Raw genomic sequence first — 16,604 nt, forward strand, 5'->3', positions numbered from 1 at the left:
CCCAAACCCAGTCAAGAATACGATGAGTCTTTTATTGGGTTTGCAGGTAAAGACAAAGGAATACGATCATGGCAACAATACAATTTAGCATTCCCGACATCGGGGATTTTGACACCGTCGAAGTCATAGAGGTGTTGGTTAAAAACGGTGACACGGTAAAAATGGACGACTCTTTAATGACCTTAGAGTCGGACAAAGCGACCATGGAAATTCCGTGTCCGGTTAACGGAGTTATCAGTAATTTAAAAATCGTTTTAGGTGATAAGGTAAAACAAGGCACCTATGTGTGCGACATTGAAGTAAACGACGCGGCGCAAACAACCCAAACAACACCGCAGGTGTCTGCGCCCGTTGCAGCCGTAACAGCAACGGCTGCGCCAGTTGCCCCTGTTGCGGCTGTGCAAGCCGCCGCGCCTTCTGCTCCGGCGGTCTTACCAGGCCTGGTCAATGACTCAAAACCCATTAACAAACAATCCATGGGCGCGCAGTTTCATGCTTCGCCCTCGGTGCGAATTTTTGCCCGCACTTTAGGCACCGATTTAACCCACGTTAAGGGTTCTGGGCCAAAAGGCCGTATTCAAAAAATGACGTTGAAGCCTTTGTTAAATCGGTTATGCAAGGTTCGGTAAATCCGACTGGTCAGGCCGGTCAAACTGGGCAACCCGCCAACAGTGGTATGGGCATTCCGCCTATGCCACAAATTGATTTTAGTCAGTTTGGTGCAACCGAAACCGTTGAGCTTGGACGCATTAAGAAAATATCGGGCAAGCATTTGCACACCAGTTGGCTTAATGTGCCACACGTCACTCAGTTTGACGAATGCGACATTACGCAAATGGATCAGTTTAGAGTGGACATGAAAGCCACCGCCGAAAAACAAGGCGTTAAACTTACCCCATTGGTGTTTGTCATGAAAGCCGTGGTTAAGGCTTTGCAAGATTTCCCGCATTTTAATGCCTCTTTGTCGGCTGACGGCCAAGCGTTAATTAAAAAATCCTATTACAACATTGGCATTGCGGTTGATACGCCCAACGGATTAATGGTTCCGGTAGTAAAAGACGTCGATAAAAAAGGCATTTATGAGCTATCACGCGATTTAATGGCCATTTCGGCCAAAGCGCGTGACGGTAAACTTAGCCCAGCCGATATGTCGGGCGGCACGTTTACCATTTCAAGTTTGGGTGGGATTGGCGGCACGCAGTTTACCCCCATTGTTAACGTTCCAGAAGTGGCGATTATGGGTTTGTCTAAAGCTAAAATGCAGCCTGTTTGGAACGGCACAACCTTTGAACCTAAACTGATTATGCCTTTTAGTGTGTCATACGATCACCGCGTGATTGATGGCGCAGAAGGGGTTCGCTTTACCACCAGCGTCGGCCAATATTTAACCGATATACGTCAATTGCTACTGTAATTGGGAGAGATTTAATGAGCAGTATAGTAGACATTCACGTCCCAGATATTGGCGACTTTGCCCAAGTAGAAGTCATTGAAGTGTTGGTTAAAGCCGGCGATGAAGTGATTCAAGACGACTCCATGCTTACGTTGGAATCGGACAAAGCCACCATGGAAATACCCGCACCGCACGCCGGAAAAGTGGTTGAAATGTACGTGTCCATTGGCGACAAAGTCGCGCAAGGCACCTTAATTGGCAAAATGGAAATTGCTAATATTCAATCGGTCAGTGCTAACGTAGAAGTCAGTGTGGGGTCAACGCCCACTGCGGCCTCTGCAACACAAGGGACAGTAGAGCAAACAGCTGCGGCATCCACCGCATTATCGGCAGATGATTTACCAGATGCCGATGTGCAATGCGAGTTATTGGTGTTAGGTTCAGGGCCCGGTGGTTACACGGCAGCATTTCGTGCAGCCGATTTAGGTAAAAACGTGGTGATGGTTGAACGTTTTGAACAGATTGGTGGCGTGTGTCTAAACGTGGGTTGCATTCCCTCTAAAGCGTTACTGCACATGTCGGTGATATTAAACGAAACCAAAGAGATGGGCGCGCACGGCATTACTTTTGCCGAGCCGCAGATTGATATTGATAAAATCAGAGCGTTTAAAGACGGCGTGATTAACAAGCTAACCAGCGGTTTATCAGGCCTGGCCAAAGCGCGTAAGGTTCAAGTGGTAACGGGTTACGGTAAGTTTACCTCGGCCAATACCGTAAGCGTTACCGCCGCCGACGGCTCGGTTAAAACCATTGCCTTTGAAAAAGCCATTATTGCGGCCGGTTCACGCGTGGTTAAACTGCCGTTTATTCCGCACGACGACCCACGCGTCATGGATTCGACCGGTGCCTTGGCGTTAGAAGAGATTCCTAAGCGTTTATTAGTGATTGGTGGGGGCATTATTGGGCTAGAAATGGCACAAGTGTACGATGCATTGGGTTCAAAAATCACCGTGGTCGAGCTAGGAGATACGATTATTCCGGGTGCTGACAAAGACATTAGCAAGCCGTTGCTTAAAAAGATTCAAAAGAAATACGAAAACATCTTTTTAAAATCCAAAGTGACGAATGTAGAAGCAACCGATGCAGGCCTGGTGGTTACGTTTGAGGGCAAAAATTGCCCAGCAACCGACACCTTTGACCGTGTATTGGTGGCGGTAGGTCGCGCAGCCAATGGCAAATTGATTGACGCAGACAAAGCCGGCGTAGCCGTTAACGACTGGGGCTTTATTGAAGTAAATGAGCGCCAAGAAACCAATGTGGGTCATATTTATGCGATTGGTGATGTGGTTGGTCAGCCTATGTTGGCACACAAAGCGGTGCACGAAGGTAAAGTAGCCGCCGAGGTTATATGCGGTTTGCCCAGCGCCTTTACGCCGATGAGTATCCCGTCGGTGGCTTACACCGATCCAGAAGTCGCTTGGGCGGGTAAAACCGAAGAGCAACTTAAAGCCGAAGGCATTGAGTATGAAAAGGGCGCGTTTCCTTGGGCAGCGTCAGGGCGTAGCTTAAGTTTAGGCCGTGATGAAGGTTTAACCAAAGCGATGTTTTGTGCGCAAACCCATCGTTTGCTCGGGTGCGGGATTGTTGGCCCTAACGCCGGTGAACTGATTGCCGAGGCAATGTTGGCGATTGAAATGGGCGCAGACATGCAAGATTTGGCACTGACCATTCACCCTCACCCAACGTTGTCCGAAACCCTAGGGTTTGCGGCGGAGATGGCCGAAGGCACAATTACCGATTTAATGCCGCCTAAGAAGAAAAAACATTAAATTAAATCAAATCAAATCAAATTAAATCGACCAGGCCTGGTAGATTTAATTTAAACTCTTTATTAAAACCCGTGCAAACGGGTTTTTTTTCGTGCAAAAGTTACTGTATGACAAAGCCGCAATCTTGTTGGGCGGCGTGTTTTGCAAATGCAAAGTCTGCTTCAAATTCAGCGTAAATGGTGTACAGTGGCGCGCCTTTTTTAAGGCTGTCCCCCAGTTTTTTATGCAGTTTAACCCCCGCACCTTGATCCATAGGCGCACCCGCTAGGCGTGCGATGTGGGCAATCACAAAATTATTAATGGCACTCACCACACCTTTACGCGGAGCTAGCACGGTAAAACTCAAATTACCTAATGTTAACAAGCTATGGTTACGACCTTGAGCATCCAAAATAGCGTTAAATTTTTCTAACGCTCGACCCGACTCTAAAATATCGCGTGCCATGTAATACCCTTGGCCGGCACGTACTTTGGCATCAAATTCAATAATTCTGCCCGCCAGTTGTAAGGCTTTTTCTTGTAAATGTTTAGACGCTTCTGGGTCATTTTTTAGTACCAATAAAACATCTTGCGCTTCTAAAACCGGGCCCACGCCTGCGCCAATGGGTTGTTGTCCATCGGTAATCATCACCTCTAAATGCAAGCCCATATTATCGCCTACGTATTCAAATAACTTGCGTAGTTTCATGGCCTTAGCGTAGCTGTGCACTTTAGCCGTAGGGCCCACAGGAATATCAATAATTAAATGAGTAATGCCGGCGGCGACTTTTTTAGACAAAATAGACGCCACCATTTGACCCGGAGAGTCCATCGAGAGTGGGCGCTCTACTGCAATTAAAATATCGTCTACCGGAGCAAGCTTGGCTGTGCCGCCCCACACCAAACAGCCACCGTGTTGTTTTACAATTCGTTGTAAGCTGACAATGTCCAATTCTACCTTGGCAAACACCTCCATAGTGTCGGCCGAACCCGCCGGCGATGTAATGGCGCGGCTGGAGGTTTTAGGCATTAACAAACCGTAACTGGCCACTATTGGCATCACAATTAAACTGGTTCGATTGCCGGGAATTCCCCCAATGCAATGCTTGTCACATACCATTCCACCGTCCCAATGAATCGTATCGCCGGTATTGACCATAGCTTGCGTTAGATACAAGACTTCTTCACGTTCCATATCCGATTCGGCGCAACCAACCAAATACGCAGTAATTTCAATTTTAGAGTAGCGATTATGATTAATGTCTTGAATAATTTCAAAGTACTCTGGATAGCTTAAGCGGTCACCCGAAATTTTACGGTGCACATACGACAGCGATTTAGGCTGAGTAGCATGACGAACTTTAACCAATGCACCTTCTGGCTGACCCAATTGGGCAAAGACCTGCTCGCTTAAACCAATTTGATCAAGAGCCGTAATTTTTTCATCGTCAACCACATTAAGAACAGCCACTACGGGCTGAGTTTCGCCGTTTAAATAAATCTCTATTTTATTCAGTGCTTGAAACCCTTGGCTTTGATAAATTTCACAATTACGATGTAAGTACGCGACGTTTTCGCGGTATGTGTCAATGGCAATGCGGCGTAACTTTAAAGTATCCATTATTTTCCCAGTGTGCTTAATGCATAAGATGCAAAGTAAAATCATACTGTTAAAGCAAAAAACATCACTTGATTTAAACGAATAATGTGTTTAACCAGGCCTGGTTAACGTGCAAAATTTGCAAATTTTGTTGTTCAGGTTATAATCAGCATTCGTTTTTTGTCGGAGTGCCTTTAGGCTGAGATCGCGCAAGCGGGATCCGTAGAACCTGATCTGGTTAGTACCAGCGAAGGGAACAATTGAATTTAAGTTGGTTTTTTTAGCCAACTTCTCCCAAAAAACCCCGCCACTTGGCCGTTAAACGCATTTATATTGAATGGGTTAACGGCAAGGTGAGCGGGGTTTTTTGCTCAGTTTTCTACACATGTCTTTAGAGCTTCGCCTACTTTTATATTTAATGTTTAAAAGGGCCAAGCCATGAACCAAATTAAACCCAGTAAAGAACAAACCCGTCGTGAAAGTCGTGCCAGTGCCGAGGCGTTTATTAACAACGTGTCTGGGCAATCGTTTCCCAATTCGCAAAAATTTACGTTGATGGCGCTTTGCACCCCATTAAAGTCGGCATGCGACAAATTACTGTCAGTTCAACGTACATTAGCGGTGAAAAAGATCAAGCGGTGTACGAGCACAACGATCCTGTTTGCGTGTACGACACCTCTGGAGCTTATACCGACCCTGCGATTACTATTGACGTTTACCAAGGGTTGCCCAAACTTCGCCAGGCCTGGATAGAGGCGCGCGGAGATACCGAAGTGTTAGATTCGGTGACCTCAAAATTTACCCAAGAACGTTTGGCCAATCAAGGGCTGGATCACATCCGTTTTGAAAACTTGCCCACGGTACGACGTGCCAAAGCGGGCAAAAACGTTACCCAAATGTACTACGCGCGCCAAGGCATCATTACCCCCGAAATGGAGTACATTGCCATTCGTGAAAACATGCAACGTGCGCAAGTGCGCGATGACCTGCTTAAACAGCAGCACCGTGGGCAATCGTTTGGGGCGAGCATTCCAAAAGACATTACCCCCGAGTTTGTGCGTGACGAAGTGGCGCGTGGCCGCGCCATTATTCCCAATAACATCAATCACCCCGAATCAGAACCGATGATTATTGGCCGTAATTTTTTAATCAAAGTAAACGCCAATATTGGTAACTCGTCGGTGGGTTCGTCTATTCCTGAAGAGGTTGAGAAAATGGTCTGGGCGACCAAATGGGGCGCAGATACGGTCATGGATTTATCTACCGGGCGCAACATTCACGAAACCCGCGAATGGATTATGCGTAACTCACCGGTGCCAATTGGCACGGTGCCGATTTATCAGGCGCTTGAAAAAGTTAATGGCGTGGCCGAAGACTTAACCTGGGAGATTTTTCGCGACACCTTAATTGAGCAAGCCGAGCAGGGAGTGGACTATTTTACGATTCACGCTGGCGTACTGTTGCGCTACATTCCCATGACCGCCAAGCGCGTGACCGGTATTGTGTCGCGTGGCGGCTCTATTATGGCCAAATGGTGTTTGGCGCATCATCAAGAAAGTTTTTTATACACCCATTTTGAAGACATTTGCGAGATTATGAAGGCCTACGATGTGAGCTTTTCGTTGGGCGATGGTTTGCGCCCCGGCTCAATCGCCGACGCCAATGACGAAGCACAGTTTGCCGAATTAGAAACGTTAGGCGAGCTAACGCACCTAGCCTGGAAGCACGATGTGCAGGTGATTATTGAAGGTCCTGGGCACATTCCTTTGCACATGATTAAAGAAAACGTCGAGCGCCAATTAGAAGTGTGTGGTGAAGCGCCGTTTTACACGTTAGGGCCGTTAACGACCGACATTGCACCCGGTTACGACCATATTACCTCGGCGATTGGGGCGGCCAATATTGGTTGGTACGGTTGCGCCATGTTGTGTTATGTCACCCCAAAAGAGCATTTGGGCTTGCCCAATAAAGACGATGTAAAAGAAGGGTTGATGGCCTATAAAATTGCCGCGCACGCCGGTGACTTGGCCAAAGGGCATCCTGGGGCGCAAATTCGTGACAACGCTTTGTCTAAAGCGCGCTTTGAATTTAGATGGGAAGACCAATTTAACCTCGGACTTGACCCCGAACGTGCGCGTGCGTACCACGACGAAACCATTCCACAAGAGTCGGGCAAAGTAGCGCACTTTTGTTCGATGTGCGGGCCTAAGTTTTGCTCGATGAAAATCAGCCAAGAAGTCCGTGATTACGCGGCCGAACAAGAGCGCGTTAAGGTGGCCAATGAAGGAAATATCACCGAAATTTCGCTTGAGAGCATTCAATTGGGTATGAAAGAAAAATCGCAACAGTTTCGCGATGCGGGCAGTGAGATTTATCAAAAGGAAGCGTAATGATGGCCAATCTTAACCAAAAGAGTAAGCCAAACATTGCCATTTTAGGCGCAGGCCTGGTCGGACGAATGTTGGCGGTAAGTTTAGCCAAAGACGTTGACCAGGCCTGCGATATTACGTTATACGACCAAGACGATGGTCACGCCACGCAAAGTGCGGGTTGGTTGGCGGCGGCGATGTTATCACCCGCAGCTGAATCAGCCGATGCGTCGATTGACATTATGCACATGGGCGAACGCGCTTTGCGCTTGTGGCCAGAGTTTTTGGCGCAACTGAGCACGCCGGTGTTTTTTCAGCAACAAGGCAGTTTGGTGTTGGCGTTTGAGCAAGACATGGGCGATTTACAACAGTTTAAAACGCGCTTAAAAAGCACCGATTACACGTTGGTAAACGCCCAAGATATTTTAGAGCTAGAGCCCGGCATTAACCGCCGTTTTAGCCACGGAGTGTTTTTACCCAACGAAGGCCAGTTGGACAATCGCGGGCTGCTGCTGGCGCTTAAAACCGAGTTGGTGTCGCTGGGGGTAACTTGGCACACCCAACAAACCATCGCATTAACCGCAACGGGTTATAGTGCAAATCACACCCCGCTGCCACAGTTCGACTGGGTGTTTGATTGCCGGGGTTTGGGGGCAAAGCCATTAAACGCCGTGCCAGCGTCAATGAGCGGCATTGCCAAAGCTCATTGTGAATTACGGGGGGTTCGCGGCGAGGTGATTCGTTTGCACGCGCCGCAGGTGCATTTAACCAGGCCTGTTCGTTTAATGCATCCGCGTTATCCGTTGTATATCGCTCCCAAGCCCAATGGGGTGTTTGTGGTGGGTGCCACGCAGTTAGAATCACAAGACCTACGCTTGCCCACAGTGCGTTCGGCGTTGGAGTTGTTGTCGGCTTGTTTTAGCGTGCACAGCGGATTTGCCGAGGCCGAAATTTTAAGCATGGACGCCGGTCTTAGACCGACTTATGTGAATAACGAACCGCGTATTGTGGTGCAAAATCGCACCGTGAGTGTGAACGGATTGTACCGTCACGGCTATTTATTAGCGCCACTGATGGTGCAAGCTTGCAAGCAGATTGTGCAAGGCATTCAAGATGATTCTTTACGGGATTTGTTGCAGTTTACGGAGTTTAGCTATGCACGTTTTGGTTAATAATCAACCGGTTGAGTTGGGGTGTGACACTCAATTATCCGTCGCGCTGACGCACTACGGCGCACAGCCTCCGTACGCTATTTTATTAAACGATCGTTTTTTACCGCAATCCGAACACGCGCACACTCAGCTTACGCAGGGCGATCGAATTGATGTAATTTGCGCCATTCAAGGAGGTTAATAACCTAATGACATTGACCGCACATAAACAAACCGCAATCAACGCACATACAGAGTTAAACACAGCCAACGAGGACGGCTTGGATATTTACGGCACCTTGTTAAGCAGTCGTTTATTTATAGGCAGTGCGTTGTATCCTTCGCCGCAGATTATGCAGCAAGCCATTGTGGCCTCAGGCGCACAGGTGGTGACGCTTTCGCTGAGTCGTCAAAACCCGGCCGCCAGCGGTGGTCAGGCGTTTTGGGACATTATTAAAGCGTTGGGATTGCATTTACTGCCCAATACCGCCGGCTGCCATTCGGTAAACGAAGCGGTGACCATGGCGCAGATGAGTCGCGAACTGTTTAAAACCGATTGGATTAAATTAGAGTTGGTGGGTGACGATTATAATTTGCAACCCGACCCGATTGATCTGGTAAAAGCCACCGAGGTTTTGCTAAAAGACGGTTTTAAAGTCTTGCCCTATTGCACCGACGATTTGGTGATTGCGCGGCATTTGGTGGAGCTTGGGTGCAAAGTTTTGATGCCGTGGGGTTCGCCCATTGGAACCGGCAAAGGTTTGCTTAACCCTTATGCGTTACAAGCGATTCGCGATCGATTTCCGCAGATTACCTTAATTGTCGATTCGGGGATTGGCCTGCCGTCGCACGCCTGTCAAGCACTTGAAATGGGGTTGGACGCGGTGTTACTCAATACCGCCGTGGCGCACGCTAAAGAGCCGGTCAGAATGGCGACCTCGTTTGCGCAAGCGGTTAAATCGGGGCGTAACGGATATTTAGCGGGCCCTATGGCGCAACGTAATACCGCCAGTCCGAGTACGCCTACCTTGGGTTCGCCTTTTTGGCATCATGAGGTTTAAGGTTACGGTTACGGTTACGTTTAAGGCTGTGTTTACAGCCCCTGTTTTTTCATGTCCAACACTTCGCCCTTGCCATTACCATTGTGATTGTTGACGCAGTTGTAAAGCTCAAGTTTTGAATTAACATTGTATTTATTAAAAATGTTTTTTACATGGGTTTTAACGGTATTAAGACTAACGCACAGTTCGTTGGCAATTTGCGGGTAGGGCGTGCCAGACAACACCCATTTAATGACCTTTTGTTCGGTTTGCGTGAGTTCTGGTGTATCGGTATTGACGCAGATACACTTTGAATAAAAAGCATCGTTTTGCTCATCGTACAAGGGTCTAAAAATAAGCTGTAACATGGCTGTAATTTTGTATAAATTAACTAAATTTGGCGTGTGATTGTGTTGATAAATATAGACAACGCAGCCAAATTTTTGTTCGGCAAAACTAAAAATAGGAAACGCCACCGCGCTTTCAAAACCCATTGAGGCCTCAAGTTCTTGGCATTGAGCGCGTGGTATGTCGCCGTCAAAAAAGTCTTCTAACGAACTTAATATAAAATGCCCTTTATGATTATTTAACTTTAAACCGTGAAGACGAATAAAGTTTTTTAAACTAAAGTGTTTTGGCTTAGCGTTGATTTTACGTAGATTTTTTAACAGTTGTCTTTCTTGATCTAACACAAACTCAAAGTGCAATTGATGATGGTGATTTAAACAAATAATGGCAAGTTTGCACCCAGTGACTTGTTCTATAAAGGGCACTTCTTGGTGCAATAATGCCTCTAAGCTGTGGCCGTTAATTAGGCAGGATTGAATATGAACCACTTTTTGCAAAAAGACCGCATCGTCTTCAATGTCGGGTTCAGACCAAGTATTTTTTATGGGTTGTAAGGTAGTCTGGTTTGCCTGTTGCATGACGTGTACACCTTTTTTTTCTAGCAAAAATCTGCATTAAAAAGTATTAATGTTTTTAAATAATAGTAGCTAATAAAGGGTGAGAGCGTATCACCTTAAAGGGTGATTTCAGGGTAAAAAACTATATTTTTTTAAATAAATTAGCGAAGTAACAACGAAAATGAACCAATTGGTTAAGTAAATAATTATATTAATTTACGTACTAATGTGCAGAAATAACTATTTTTAAAATTTATTTTTTACCAGTTAGAACCCATTTAAGTTGTACAAGATAAGTACAATTAAGGTGGAGATTTAAGGCTTTTTTGAGGGTTTTTTGCGCTAAGATGAGCCATTTTTTATAAAATTTTTTTATAACGATGGTTGATTTTTGTAGTTTTTAAATGGCTTTAATACTATTATACTAACACAGTTAATTCGTATTATTCAATTTATTCGTTTAAAAAATAGATACGCACATACCTATGTTAGGTATAAGCACATGCGCTTAAAAATTATAAATGGGGTAATGAGAACGACGCATTGGCGTTAAAGCGGGTTAGTGGTTAAAGCGCATCAGCTTTTGGGCGTGATTTGCACCAACACGCCAAACTGCGGGTGGTCAATGTAATGCAGTTCGCCAGGTTTTATTTTTCGGGCATCTTTTAAATTAAAACGCCAATGAGTTGGTAAGAGGTTGGCCGAAATTTTTTGATGGCGTGCAAAATCATCGCGTATGCGAGTGGGAATAATTTTATCTAACGTTAAATCAACGGCTACATGGGCAAAGCGAGTTTTGTACAGTTTAACCGTGCCGTTTAATTGCGAGCCAGTTTGCGCTGGTGCGTTAATGATTACACTGGGGCTTTTAGACGAGTTGCCTGCAGTTTGTGACCAGGCCTGGTGAAACAGAATTTTATACCCTTGTGAACCGCTCATTTTACTGACCACTTGGGTAAGGTTTTTGGGTGCTTGACCAATGCCTAATGGCGCACTGCCGATTTGCGAGAGCGACACACTGTTTTGAGTAGAAGGCTGTTCAACGTCGGCTGGCCAAACTTCTTCAGTCCAGGCTTTTTGAGTGTAGTTTTCAAACACAATCACTTCAATGTTGTAGTTTTCGGCCGCGTGCGCTGGGTTAAAGACCGTTAAAGTGAGTAGACTTATTAAGCCTACAAACACCCATCTTGGCATGGCAAACGTGGGAGTGGTAATGTTGTTCATAATAGTCAGCCTTTAAGGGTCTTTAAGGGTTTTTAATTCTGTTTAATGCTACGTAAGGTGTAATCAATTGCCGCCATACGGTGTTCTAGGGTGGGCATTGTATCTAAAAATTTTAATTCTGTTTGCCCTTTAAGCTGGTATTGCTTGGGTTGTGATTGAATGAGTTTAATGAGTTTAACCGGGTCAATGTCGGGTTGGCTGTTAAATTGAAAACGAATCATCGCCTCTGAAGCGTCGAGTTTAATAATGCCCATGGGTTCAATTTGCAATTTAATGTGCGTGACCGCCAGCAGGTTTTTAACCTGTTGTGGCAACAAACCAAAGCGGTCAATCATTTCAACTTCAAGCTCACGCAGTGCGTGCGTACTGCTGGCGCTGGCTAAGCGTTTGTAAAACACCAAACGGCTGTGCACGTCGGGCAGGTAATCTTCTGGAATAAGCGCAGGAATACCCAGATCCACTTCAGAGCCGGTGTGTAACGCCCGATTAAACTCGGGTTGCTTGCCGGATTTTAACGTTTTAACAGCGCGTTCTAACAGTTCGCTGTACAGAGTAAAGCCAATTTCTTGAATTTGTCCCGACTGGCCATCGCCCAGCAGTTCGCCTGCACCCCTAATTTCTAAATCGTGACTGGCCAGCATAAAACCCGCCCCCAAGGTGTCGTGTTTGGCAATGGCCGTAAGGCGTTTTTCGGCGTCTTTGCTGAGCATGGCTTTGCCGGCGGTAAATAAATAGGCGTAAGCACGATGGTGTGAGCGTCCGACGCGACCGCGCAGTTGGTGCAGTTGCGCCAAACCAAATTTATCGGCACGGTGAATTAAAATGGTGTTGGCAGTGGGAATGTCAATGCCGGTTTCGATAATGGTGGTGCACACCAAAATATTGTAGCGACGGTGGTAAAACGCTTCCATTACGTCTTCGAGTTCGCGCTCGTTCATTTGACCGTGCGCAAAGGTGACTTTAGCCTCGGGAATAAGCGCTTGAATGTGCTCGACCATCTGCTCAATTTTATTGACTTGGTTAAACAAAATATACACCTGACCACCGCGCCTAATTTCACGCAAAGAGGCTTCACGCGCCACGTCGTCGTTCCATTCTTGCACAAAGGTTTGCACCGCCAAACGTTTGGCCGGTGCGGTAGAGATAATGGATAAATCGCGCAGGTCGTTCATGGCCATGTTTAAGGTTCGCGGAATGGGCGTGGCGGTCATGGTGAGCACGTCTACTTCGGCGCGCATTTTTTTAAGCTGCTCTTTTTGTCTTACGCCAAAACGGTGTTCTTCGTCAATGATAATAAGGCCAAGATTTTGGTATTGCACCTCTTTTTGAATCAGCTTGTGGGTGCCGATAATAATATCGACTTGCCCAGCTTTTAGCGCCTCAAGGGTAACTTTTTGCTCTTTGGCCGATTGAAAACGTGACAGGGCTTCGATGCGAATCGGCCAATCTGAAAATCGGTTTCTAAAGTTTTCTAAATGCTGTTGCGCCAATAATGTGGTGGGCACCAAAATGGCGACTTGTTTGCCATCGTACGCGGCCATAAAGGCGGCACGCATGGCCACTTCGGTTTTACCAAAGCCCACGTCGCCGCAAATGAGTCGGTCCATGGGTTTGTCGCTGCGCATGTCCAAATACACCGCTTCGATGGCTTGCTGTTGGTCGGGAGTTTCTTCAAACGGAAAGCTGGCGCAAAAGCGTAAGTATGCGTCTTGCGGTGTTTTAAAAGAGTAACCAGGCCTGGCGGCACGCTGGGCGTAAATATCGAGCAGCTCGGCGGCCACATCAAAGACTTTTTCGGCGGCTTTGCGTTTGGCTTTTTCCCACTTGTCAGTGCCCAGCTTGTGCAGTGGCGCGCTTTCTGGGGTGGCACCGGTGTAGCGACTGATAAAATGCAACGAGGTAACGGGCACGTATAATTTGGCTTGGCCGGCGTATTCAATGGTTAAAAACTCACGCAGTTCGCCACGAATGTCCAAGGTTTGCAAGCCTAAATAGCGTCCAACTCCGTGGTCTATGTGGACAATGGGGCTGCCAATGTCCAGCTCAATAAGGTTGCTGACCGCGCTGTCAAAGTCGTTGTGCTTGCGTTTGCGACGACGCTTTTGCACCACGGTTTGGCCAAAAATTTGCGTTTCGGATATTACGCATACGTCGTCTGAGTACATAGACTCTTCAAGCGGGCTGACCACAATGCAGGTGTGGGGGGCGTTGAGCGCGGCAGGCCAATCGTTGACAATTTGCGGAATAATGTGTTTGAGGGTGCGTTCGGTGCTGAGTTTGCCCAGTAATCCCAGCAAGGTTTCGCGTCGTCCAGTGCTTTCGGCGCTGTAAATGATTTTGCTGGGGTGCGCGTCCAAAAAGGCGTTGAGCTTGCTCAGTGGGTAATCGCTTTGCGATTGCACCGTTAGGTCGGGCAAGGTTTTGGTGTTAAACGCTGTGGTGGTTTTGTCGCCTATTTGCGGTTCTAACGTGATGCGATGGTAGGGTTTAAGCGCGGTTAAAAACTCGGTTTTAGACAAAATAAGTTGGTCGGGTTTGAGCAGCGGAAAGTCGGGGTTGTGTTGGCCAATTTGATAGCGTTCTTGAAAGTCGTGGTGAATCTTGTCCAAACTGGCTTCGAGCTCGCCAAAATCAAAAAAGGTGCTGTTGGCGGGCAGATAGCTAAACAGAGGCGTTAATTGAGTGTGAAACAGCGGTAAATAATACTCCAGTCCACCGACCATTTGCGCCTGACTCACGTCTTGGTATATTTGCGCTTTGCGTGCCTCGTCGCCAAAGTAATCTCTAAACTTTTGTTTAAATAAATCAATGCCTTGCTGGGTAAAGTTAAATTCACGTGCGGGTAACAGCTCAATATTGGCGATGGTTTCAATCGACAGTTGACTTTCTGGATTAAAACTGCGAATGCTTTCGACTTCTTCGTCAAATAAATCAATACGATAGGGCAGCTTGCTGCCCATGGGGTAGAGGTCAATAATGGAGCCGCGTATCGCAAATTCGCCGTGTTCCATTACCTGACCAACCCGTTGGTAACTGCTGGCTTCTAGCTGGCTGGCAAACGATTCGAGCGCTAGAGTGTCGCCGGTTTTAAGCACAAAACTAAATTGCTGAATATAGCTGTGCGGTACGACGTTTTGCAGTAAAGTGGCGACCGGCAAAATCAAAATGCCTTTGACCAGGCCTGGTAACTGATACAACGTTTTTAAACGCTCAGAAATAATATCTTGATGCGGCGAAAACTGATCGTAGGGCAAAGTTTCCCATTCGGGAAAGCTGATAATAGGGGTGGCTTGATGGTTAAAAAACTGCAAGGTTTCGACCAGTTGATTAGCACTTTGACTGTCTTTGGTTAACACAATGACCAGGCCTGGTGAATGTGCGGCGGTTTGGCTGATAACGAGTGCGCTTTCGGACGCGTTGAGCGCCCCCCAATAAGAGCGATTGCCACGAAGGACGATGGCTTGGTCAAATAAAACAGAGTGCAGTTTTTTCATTACGGAAACAAGATTCTTTAAAAAATTAAGTGCCGATATTCTAACCCGAATGTTTGATGAATTTGTGCCTAGATTGCGCAGTAGCTTGATTCCACAAGGTCATTTTAGAAGAAGCGTCGTATCCACGATTACGACCGACTGAGAAAATTGGCCTTGTGGAATCAAGGGGCAAGTAGGGTTGGTGCAAATTTGTGAAATATTCGGGTTAAACTACTGAACGCTAAAAGTTATTTTTTAATGGCGATTATTCGTCTTCTTTTAAGAGGTTTTATGGGCAAAAATTGGGCTTTTACATGGGTTCAAACCATGGCACATCACCGATTAGCGCTGTTTGCGGGCTTTGGTTTATTAAGTTTTGGCCTACTCTTGGGCTGGCTTTGGTTAGACAAGGCGGCTTTGCAAGTCGTTTACCCAGACTTGAGTTGGCTGTTTTTAAGCATCGTTTTGATGAGCGTTGCAGTAGGTTGGTTTGCCGATTCGGTTAAAACCGGTTTTTTGCAAGCGGGGCTAAGTGGCTTTATTGTTATGCTTACATTGGGCGCGCTGGGCTGGTTGGGGTTTGAAATTAGTGCCCAGGCGTTATTGGGTTTGGTGGTGGTAATCAGTTTGCTGACCAGTAATTTAATTCATCTTATGTTAAGTGTATTGCGCGAAATGGCGCGCGGGGTGTTTCAGTTTGATGCGTTGGCTGAAGCATTAAACAGCAATAATGTGCCTATTTTCTTGTCCAACAGCACCACCGCATTGGGCTTTGCCTTTGCGGCATGGTTTGACAGCAGTTTGCACGATTTGGCTTGGATGGTCGCGGTGGGGGCATTATTAAGTTATTTAACGGTCATCAGTTGGTTGCCATTAATTTTACTGTCGTGGTTACTTGAGTTTAGGGTGGGGTCTACAAGCGATCGTCATGGCTTTGGTTTTATAGCGCAATGGTTGATTAAACGTCCAAAGATAACTCAAAAAACAGTGGTTTTAAGTGCGCTTGCCAGCGTTGGTTTACTGGTTTACGTGGCTTTAACGCAACGCCTTGTATTGGATGCGTTGTGGATGACGGGGATTTTTTTTGGTGTGTTTTTAGGGCTGTTTTGGTTTTTTTGGCGTCGCTTTGCTTTAGCGTTGTTAAATGTTTATTTAAACTTAATCGCTTTGCTGTTCACGCTGGTGATTTATCAGTCTTGGATAACGGTGGGCAATGAGGCACTTTTTTTAACACTGTTATTTATTCCAATGGGTTTGATTGTGGATGACGGAATTCACTTTTTTACCCGTTACGTGCGGGCTAAAAACCGTTTTTTAAACGACACACCTGCGGCCGTAAAGTACGCGATGGCCAGCGTAGCCCGGCCAATTTGGATGAGTTCGGTTGTTTTGTTTGCCGGTTTGAGTGTGTTATTGCTTAGTAATAATGGCTTGATGGTGAGTGCCAGTGCGGTGACCTTAGTGGCAATTGTTATTTCGACTGTTTTTATTCTTGGCGTGTTACCAGCGCTGTTAATAAACGGCAAAATCGGGGCTTTTATTAAAAATACTAATGAAGAGCCATAACGTATTCATAAATTTGATTTTTAATTAGGCGCTCAATGTTTGATGATACCGCGTCTAAAATAATTTGTTCTAGGC

Annotated in this window: 12 protein-coding genes and 1 riboswitch; of the genes, 8 read left to right on the forward strand and 4 right to left on the reverse strand. The window is 46.4% G+C overall.

Annotated features, from left to right (window positions below; all coding sequences use genetic code 11):
* Window positions 1–68 precede the first annotated feature (68 nt).
* Genes EP181_RS12865 through lpdA form a run of 3 tightly spaced genes read left to right on the forward strand, consistent with a single transcriptional unit; the run spans window position 69 to window position 3,222 of the window.
* Window positions 69–629, forward strand: a complete 561-nt coding sequence (locus tag EP181_RS12865) for a biotin/lipoyl-containing protein (protein ID WP_420824404.1) — start codon at window positions 69–71, stop codon at window positions 627–629.
* Window positions 614–1,414: a 2-oxo acid dehydrogenase subunit E2 gene (locus EP181_RS12870; protein WP_420824405.1), complete on the forward strand. Its 801-nt coding sequence runs from the start codon at window positions 614–616 to the stop codon at window positions 1,412–1,414. Before EP181_RS12865 ends, EP181_RS12870 begins: the two co-directional genes overlap by 16 nt.
* A gap of 14 nt (window positions 1,415–1,428) precedes the next feature.
* A complete protein-coding gene (gene lpdA, locus EP181_RS06040; RefSeq protein WP_127470850.1) occupies window positions 1,429–3,222 on the forward strand; it encodes a dihydrolipoyl dehydrogenase in 1,794 nt (597 codons plus the stop codon).
* A 100-nt stretch (window positions 3,223–3,322) separates the two neighbouring features.
* On the opposite strand, the gene EP181_RS06045 is transcribed toward lpdA, so the two are convergent.
* Entirely contained in the window at window positions 3,323–4,822 is a 1,500-nt protein-coding gene (locus tag EP181_RS06045) for a thymidine phosphorylase family protein (protein ID WP_127470851.1), read from the reverse strand.
* Window positions 4,823–4,975: 153 nt separating this feature from the next.
* Window positions 4,976–5,074, forward strand: a riboswitch (TPP riboswitch).
* A gap of 311 nt (window positions 5,075–5,385) precedes the next feature.
* Here EP181_RS06045 and thiC point away from each other — a divergent pair.
* The 4 genes from thiC to EP181_RS06065 are packed head-to-tail and all read left to right on the forward strand — an operon-like array spanning window position 5,386 to window position 9,382.
* Window positions 5,386–7,191, forward strand: a complete 1,806-nt coding sequence (gene thiC, locus EP181_RS06050; protein ID WP_420824406.1) for a phosphomethylpyrimidine synthase ThiC — start codon at window positions 5,386–5,388, stop codon at window positions 7,189–7,191.
* Window positions 7,191–8,342 (forward strand): FAD-dependent oxidoreductase, encoded by a 1,152-nt coding sequence (locus tag EP181_RS06055; RefSeq protein WP_197723356.1) that lies wholly within the window; start codon window positions 7,191–7,193, stop codon window positions 8,340–8,342. The genes thiC and EP181_RS06055 overlap by 1 nt, the downstream gene beginning before the upstream one ends.
* Entirely contained in the window at window positions 8,326–8,523 is a 198-nt protein-coding gene (thiS, locus tag EP181_RS06060) for a sulfur carrier protein ThiS (protein ID WP_172959710.1), read from the forward strand. Before EP181_RS06055 ends, thiS begins: the two co-directional genes overlap by 17 nt.
* Before the next feature lie 7 nt (window positions 8,524–8,530).
* Window positions 8,531–9,382, forward strand: a complete 852-nt coding sequence (locus tag EP181_RS06065; RefSeq protein WP_127470854.1) for a thiazole synthase — start codon at window positions 8,531–8,533, stop codon at window positions 9,380–9,382.
* 32 nt (window positions 9,383–9,414) lie between these two features.
* Here EP181_RS06065 and EP181_RS06070 read toward each other — a convergent pair whose 3' ends face one another.
* The 3 genes from EP181_RS06070 to mfd all read right to left on the reverse strand — a co-directional run bounded on the left by EP181_RS06070 (window position 9,415) and on the right by mfd (window position 14,984).
* Window positions 9,415–10,287, reverse strand: coding sequence for a response regulator transcription factor (locus tag EP181_RS06070; RefSeq protein ID WP_127470855.1), 873 nt, complete (start codon window positions 10,285–10,287; stop codon window positions 9,415–9,417).
* Window positions 10,288–10,842: 555 nt separating this feature from the next.
* Window positions 10,843–11,490 (reverse strand): CsiV family protein, encoded by a 648-nt coding sequence (locus EP181_RS06075; RefSeq protein ID WP_127470856.1) that lies wholly within the window; start codon window positions 11,488–11,490, stop codon window positions 10,843–10,845.
* 32 nt (window positions 11,491–11,522) lie between these two features.
* The gene (gene mfd, locus EP181_RS06080; RefSeq protein WP_127470857.1) at window positions 11,523–14,984 is read right to left on the reverse strand and encodes a transcription-repair coupling factor; all 3,462 of its coding nucleotides are present in this window, start codon (window positions 14,982–14,984) and stop codon (window positions 11,523–11,525) included.
* 306 nt (window positions 14,985–15,290) lie between these two features.
* Here mfd and EP181_RS06085 point away from each other — a divergent pair, with 306 nt between their 5' ends.
* Window positions 15,291–16,529 (forward strand): RND transporter family protein, encoded by a 1,239-nt coding sequence (locus tag EP181_RS06085; RefSeq protein WP_127470858.1) that lies wholly within the window; start codon window positions 15,291–15,293, stop codon window positions 16,527–16,529.
* Window positions 16,530–16,604 lie beyond the last annotated feature (75 nt).

The sequence above is a fragment of the Thiomicrorhabdus aquaedulcis genome, from assembly GCF_004001325.1.
GTDB classification, from domain to species: Bacteria; Pseudomonadota; Gammaproteobacteria; order Thiomicrospirales; family Thiomicrospiraceae; genus Thiomicrorhabdus; species Thiomicrorhabdus aquaedulcis.

Excerpts from the sequence above, each read along its gene's own strand:
- lpdA (WP_127470850.1), top strand. The coding sequence starts at position 1,429 with ATGAGCAGTATAGTAGACATTCACGTCCCAGATATTGGCGACTTTGCC.
- EP181_RS06085 (WP_127470858.1), top strand. The coding sequence starts at position 15,291 with ATGGCACATCACCGATTAGCGCTGTTTGCGGGCTTTGGTTTATTAAGT.
- EP181_RS12870 (WP_420824405.1), top strand. The coding sequence starts at position 614 with ATGCAAGGTTCGGTAAATCCGACTGGTCAGGCCGGTCAAACTGGGCAA.
- EP181_RS06070 (WP_127470855.1), bottom strand. The coding sequence starts at position 10,287 with ATGCAACAGGCAAACCAGACTACCTTACAACCCATAAAAAATACTTGG.
- thiS (WP_172959710.1), top strand. The coding sequence starts at position 8,326 with ATGCACGTTTTGGTTAATAATCAACCGGTTGAGTTGGGGTGTGACACT.
- EP181_RS06055 (WP_197723356.1), top strand. The coding sequence starts at position 7,191 with ATGATGGCCAATCTTAACCAAAAGAGTAAGCCAAACATTGCCATTTTA.
- mfd (WP_127470857.1), bottom strand. The coding sequence starts at position 14,984 with ATGAAAAAACTGCACTCTGTTTTATTTGACCAAGCCATCGTCCTTCGT.
- EP181_RS12865 (WP_420824404.1), top strand. The coding sequence starts at position 69 with ATGGCAACAATACAATTTAGCATTCCCGACATCGGGGATTTTGACACC.
- EP181_RS06075 (WP_127470856.1), bottom strand. The coding sequence starts at position 11,490 with ATGAACAACATTACCACTCCCACGTTTGCCATGCCAAGATGGGTGTTT.
- thiC (WP_420824406.1), top strand. The coding sequence starts at position 5,386 with ATGCGACAAATTACTGTCAGTTCAACGTACATTAGCGGTGAAAAAGAT.
- EP181_RS06065 (WP_127470854.1), top strand. The coding sequence starts at position 8,531 with ATGACATTGACCGCACATAAACAAACCGCAATCAACGCACATACAGAG.
- EP181_RS06045 (WP_127470851.1), bottom strand. The coding sequence starts at position 4,822 with ATGGATACTTTAAAGTTACGCCGCATTGCCATTGACACATACCGCGAA.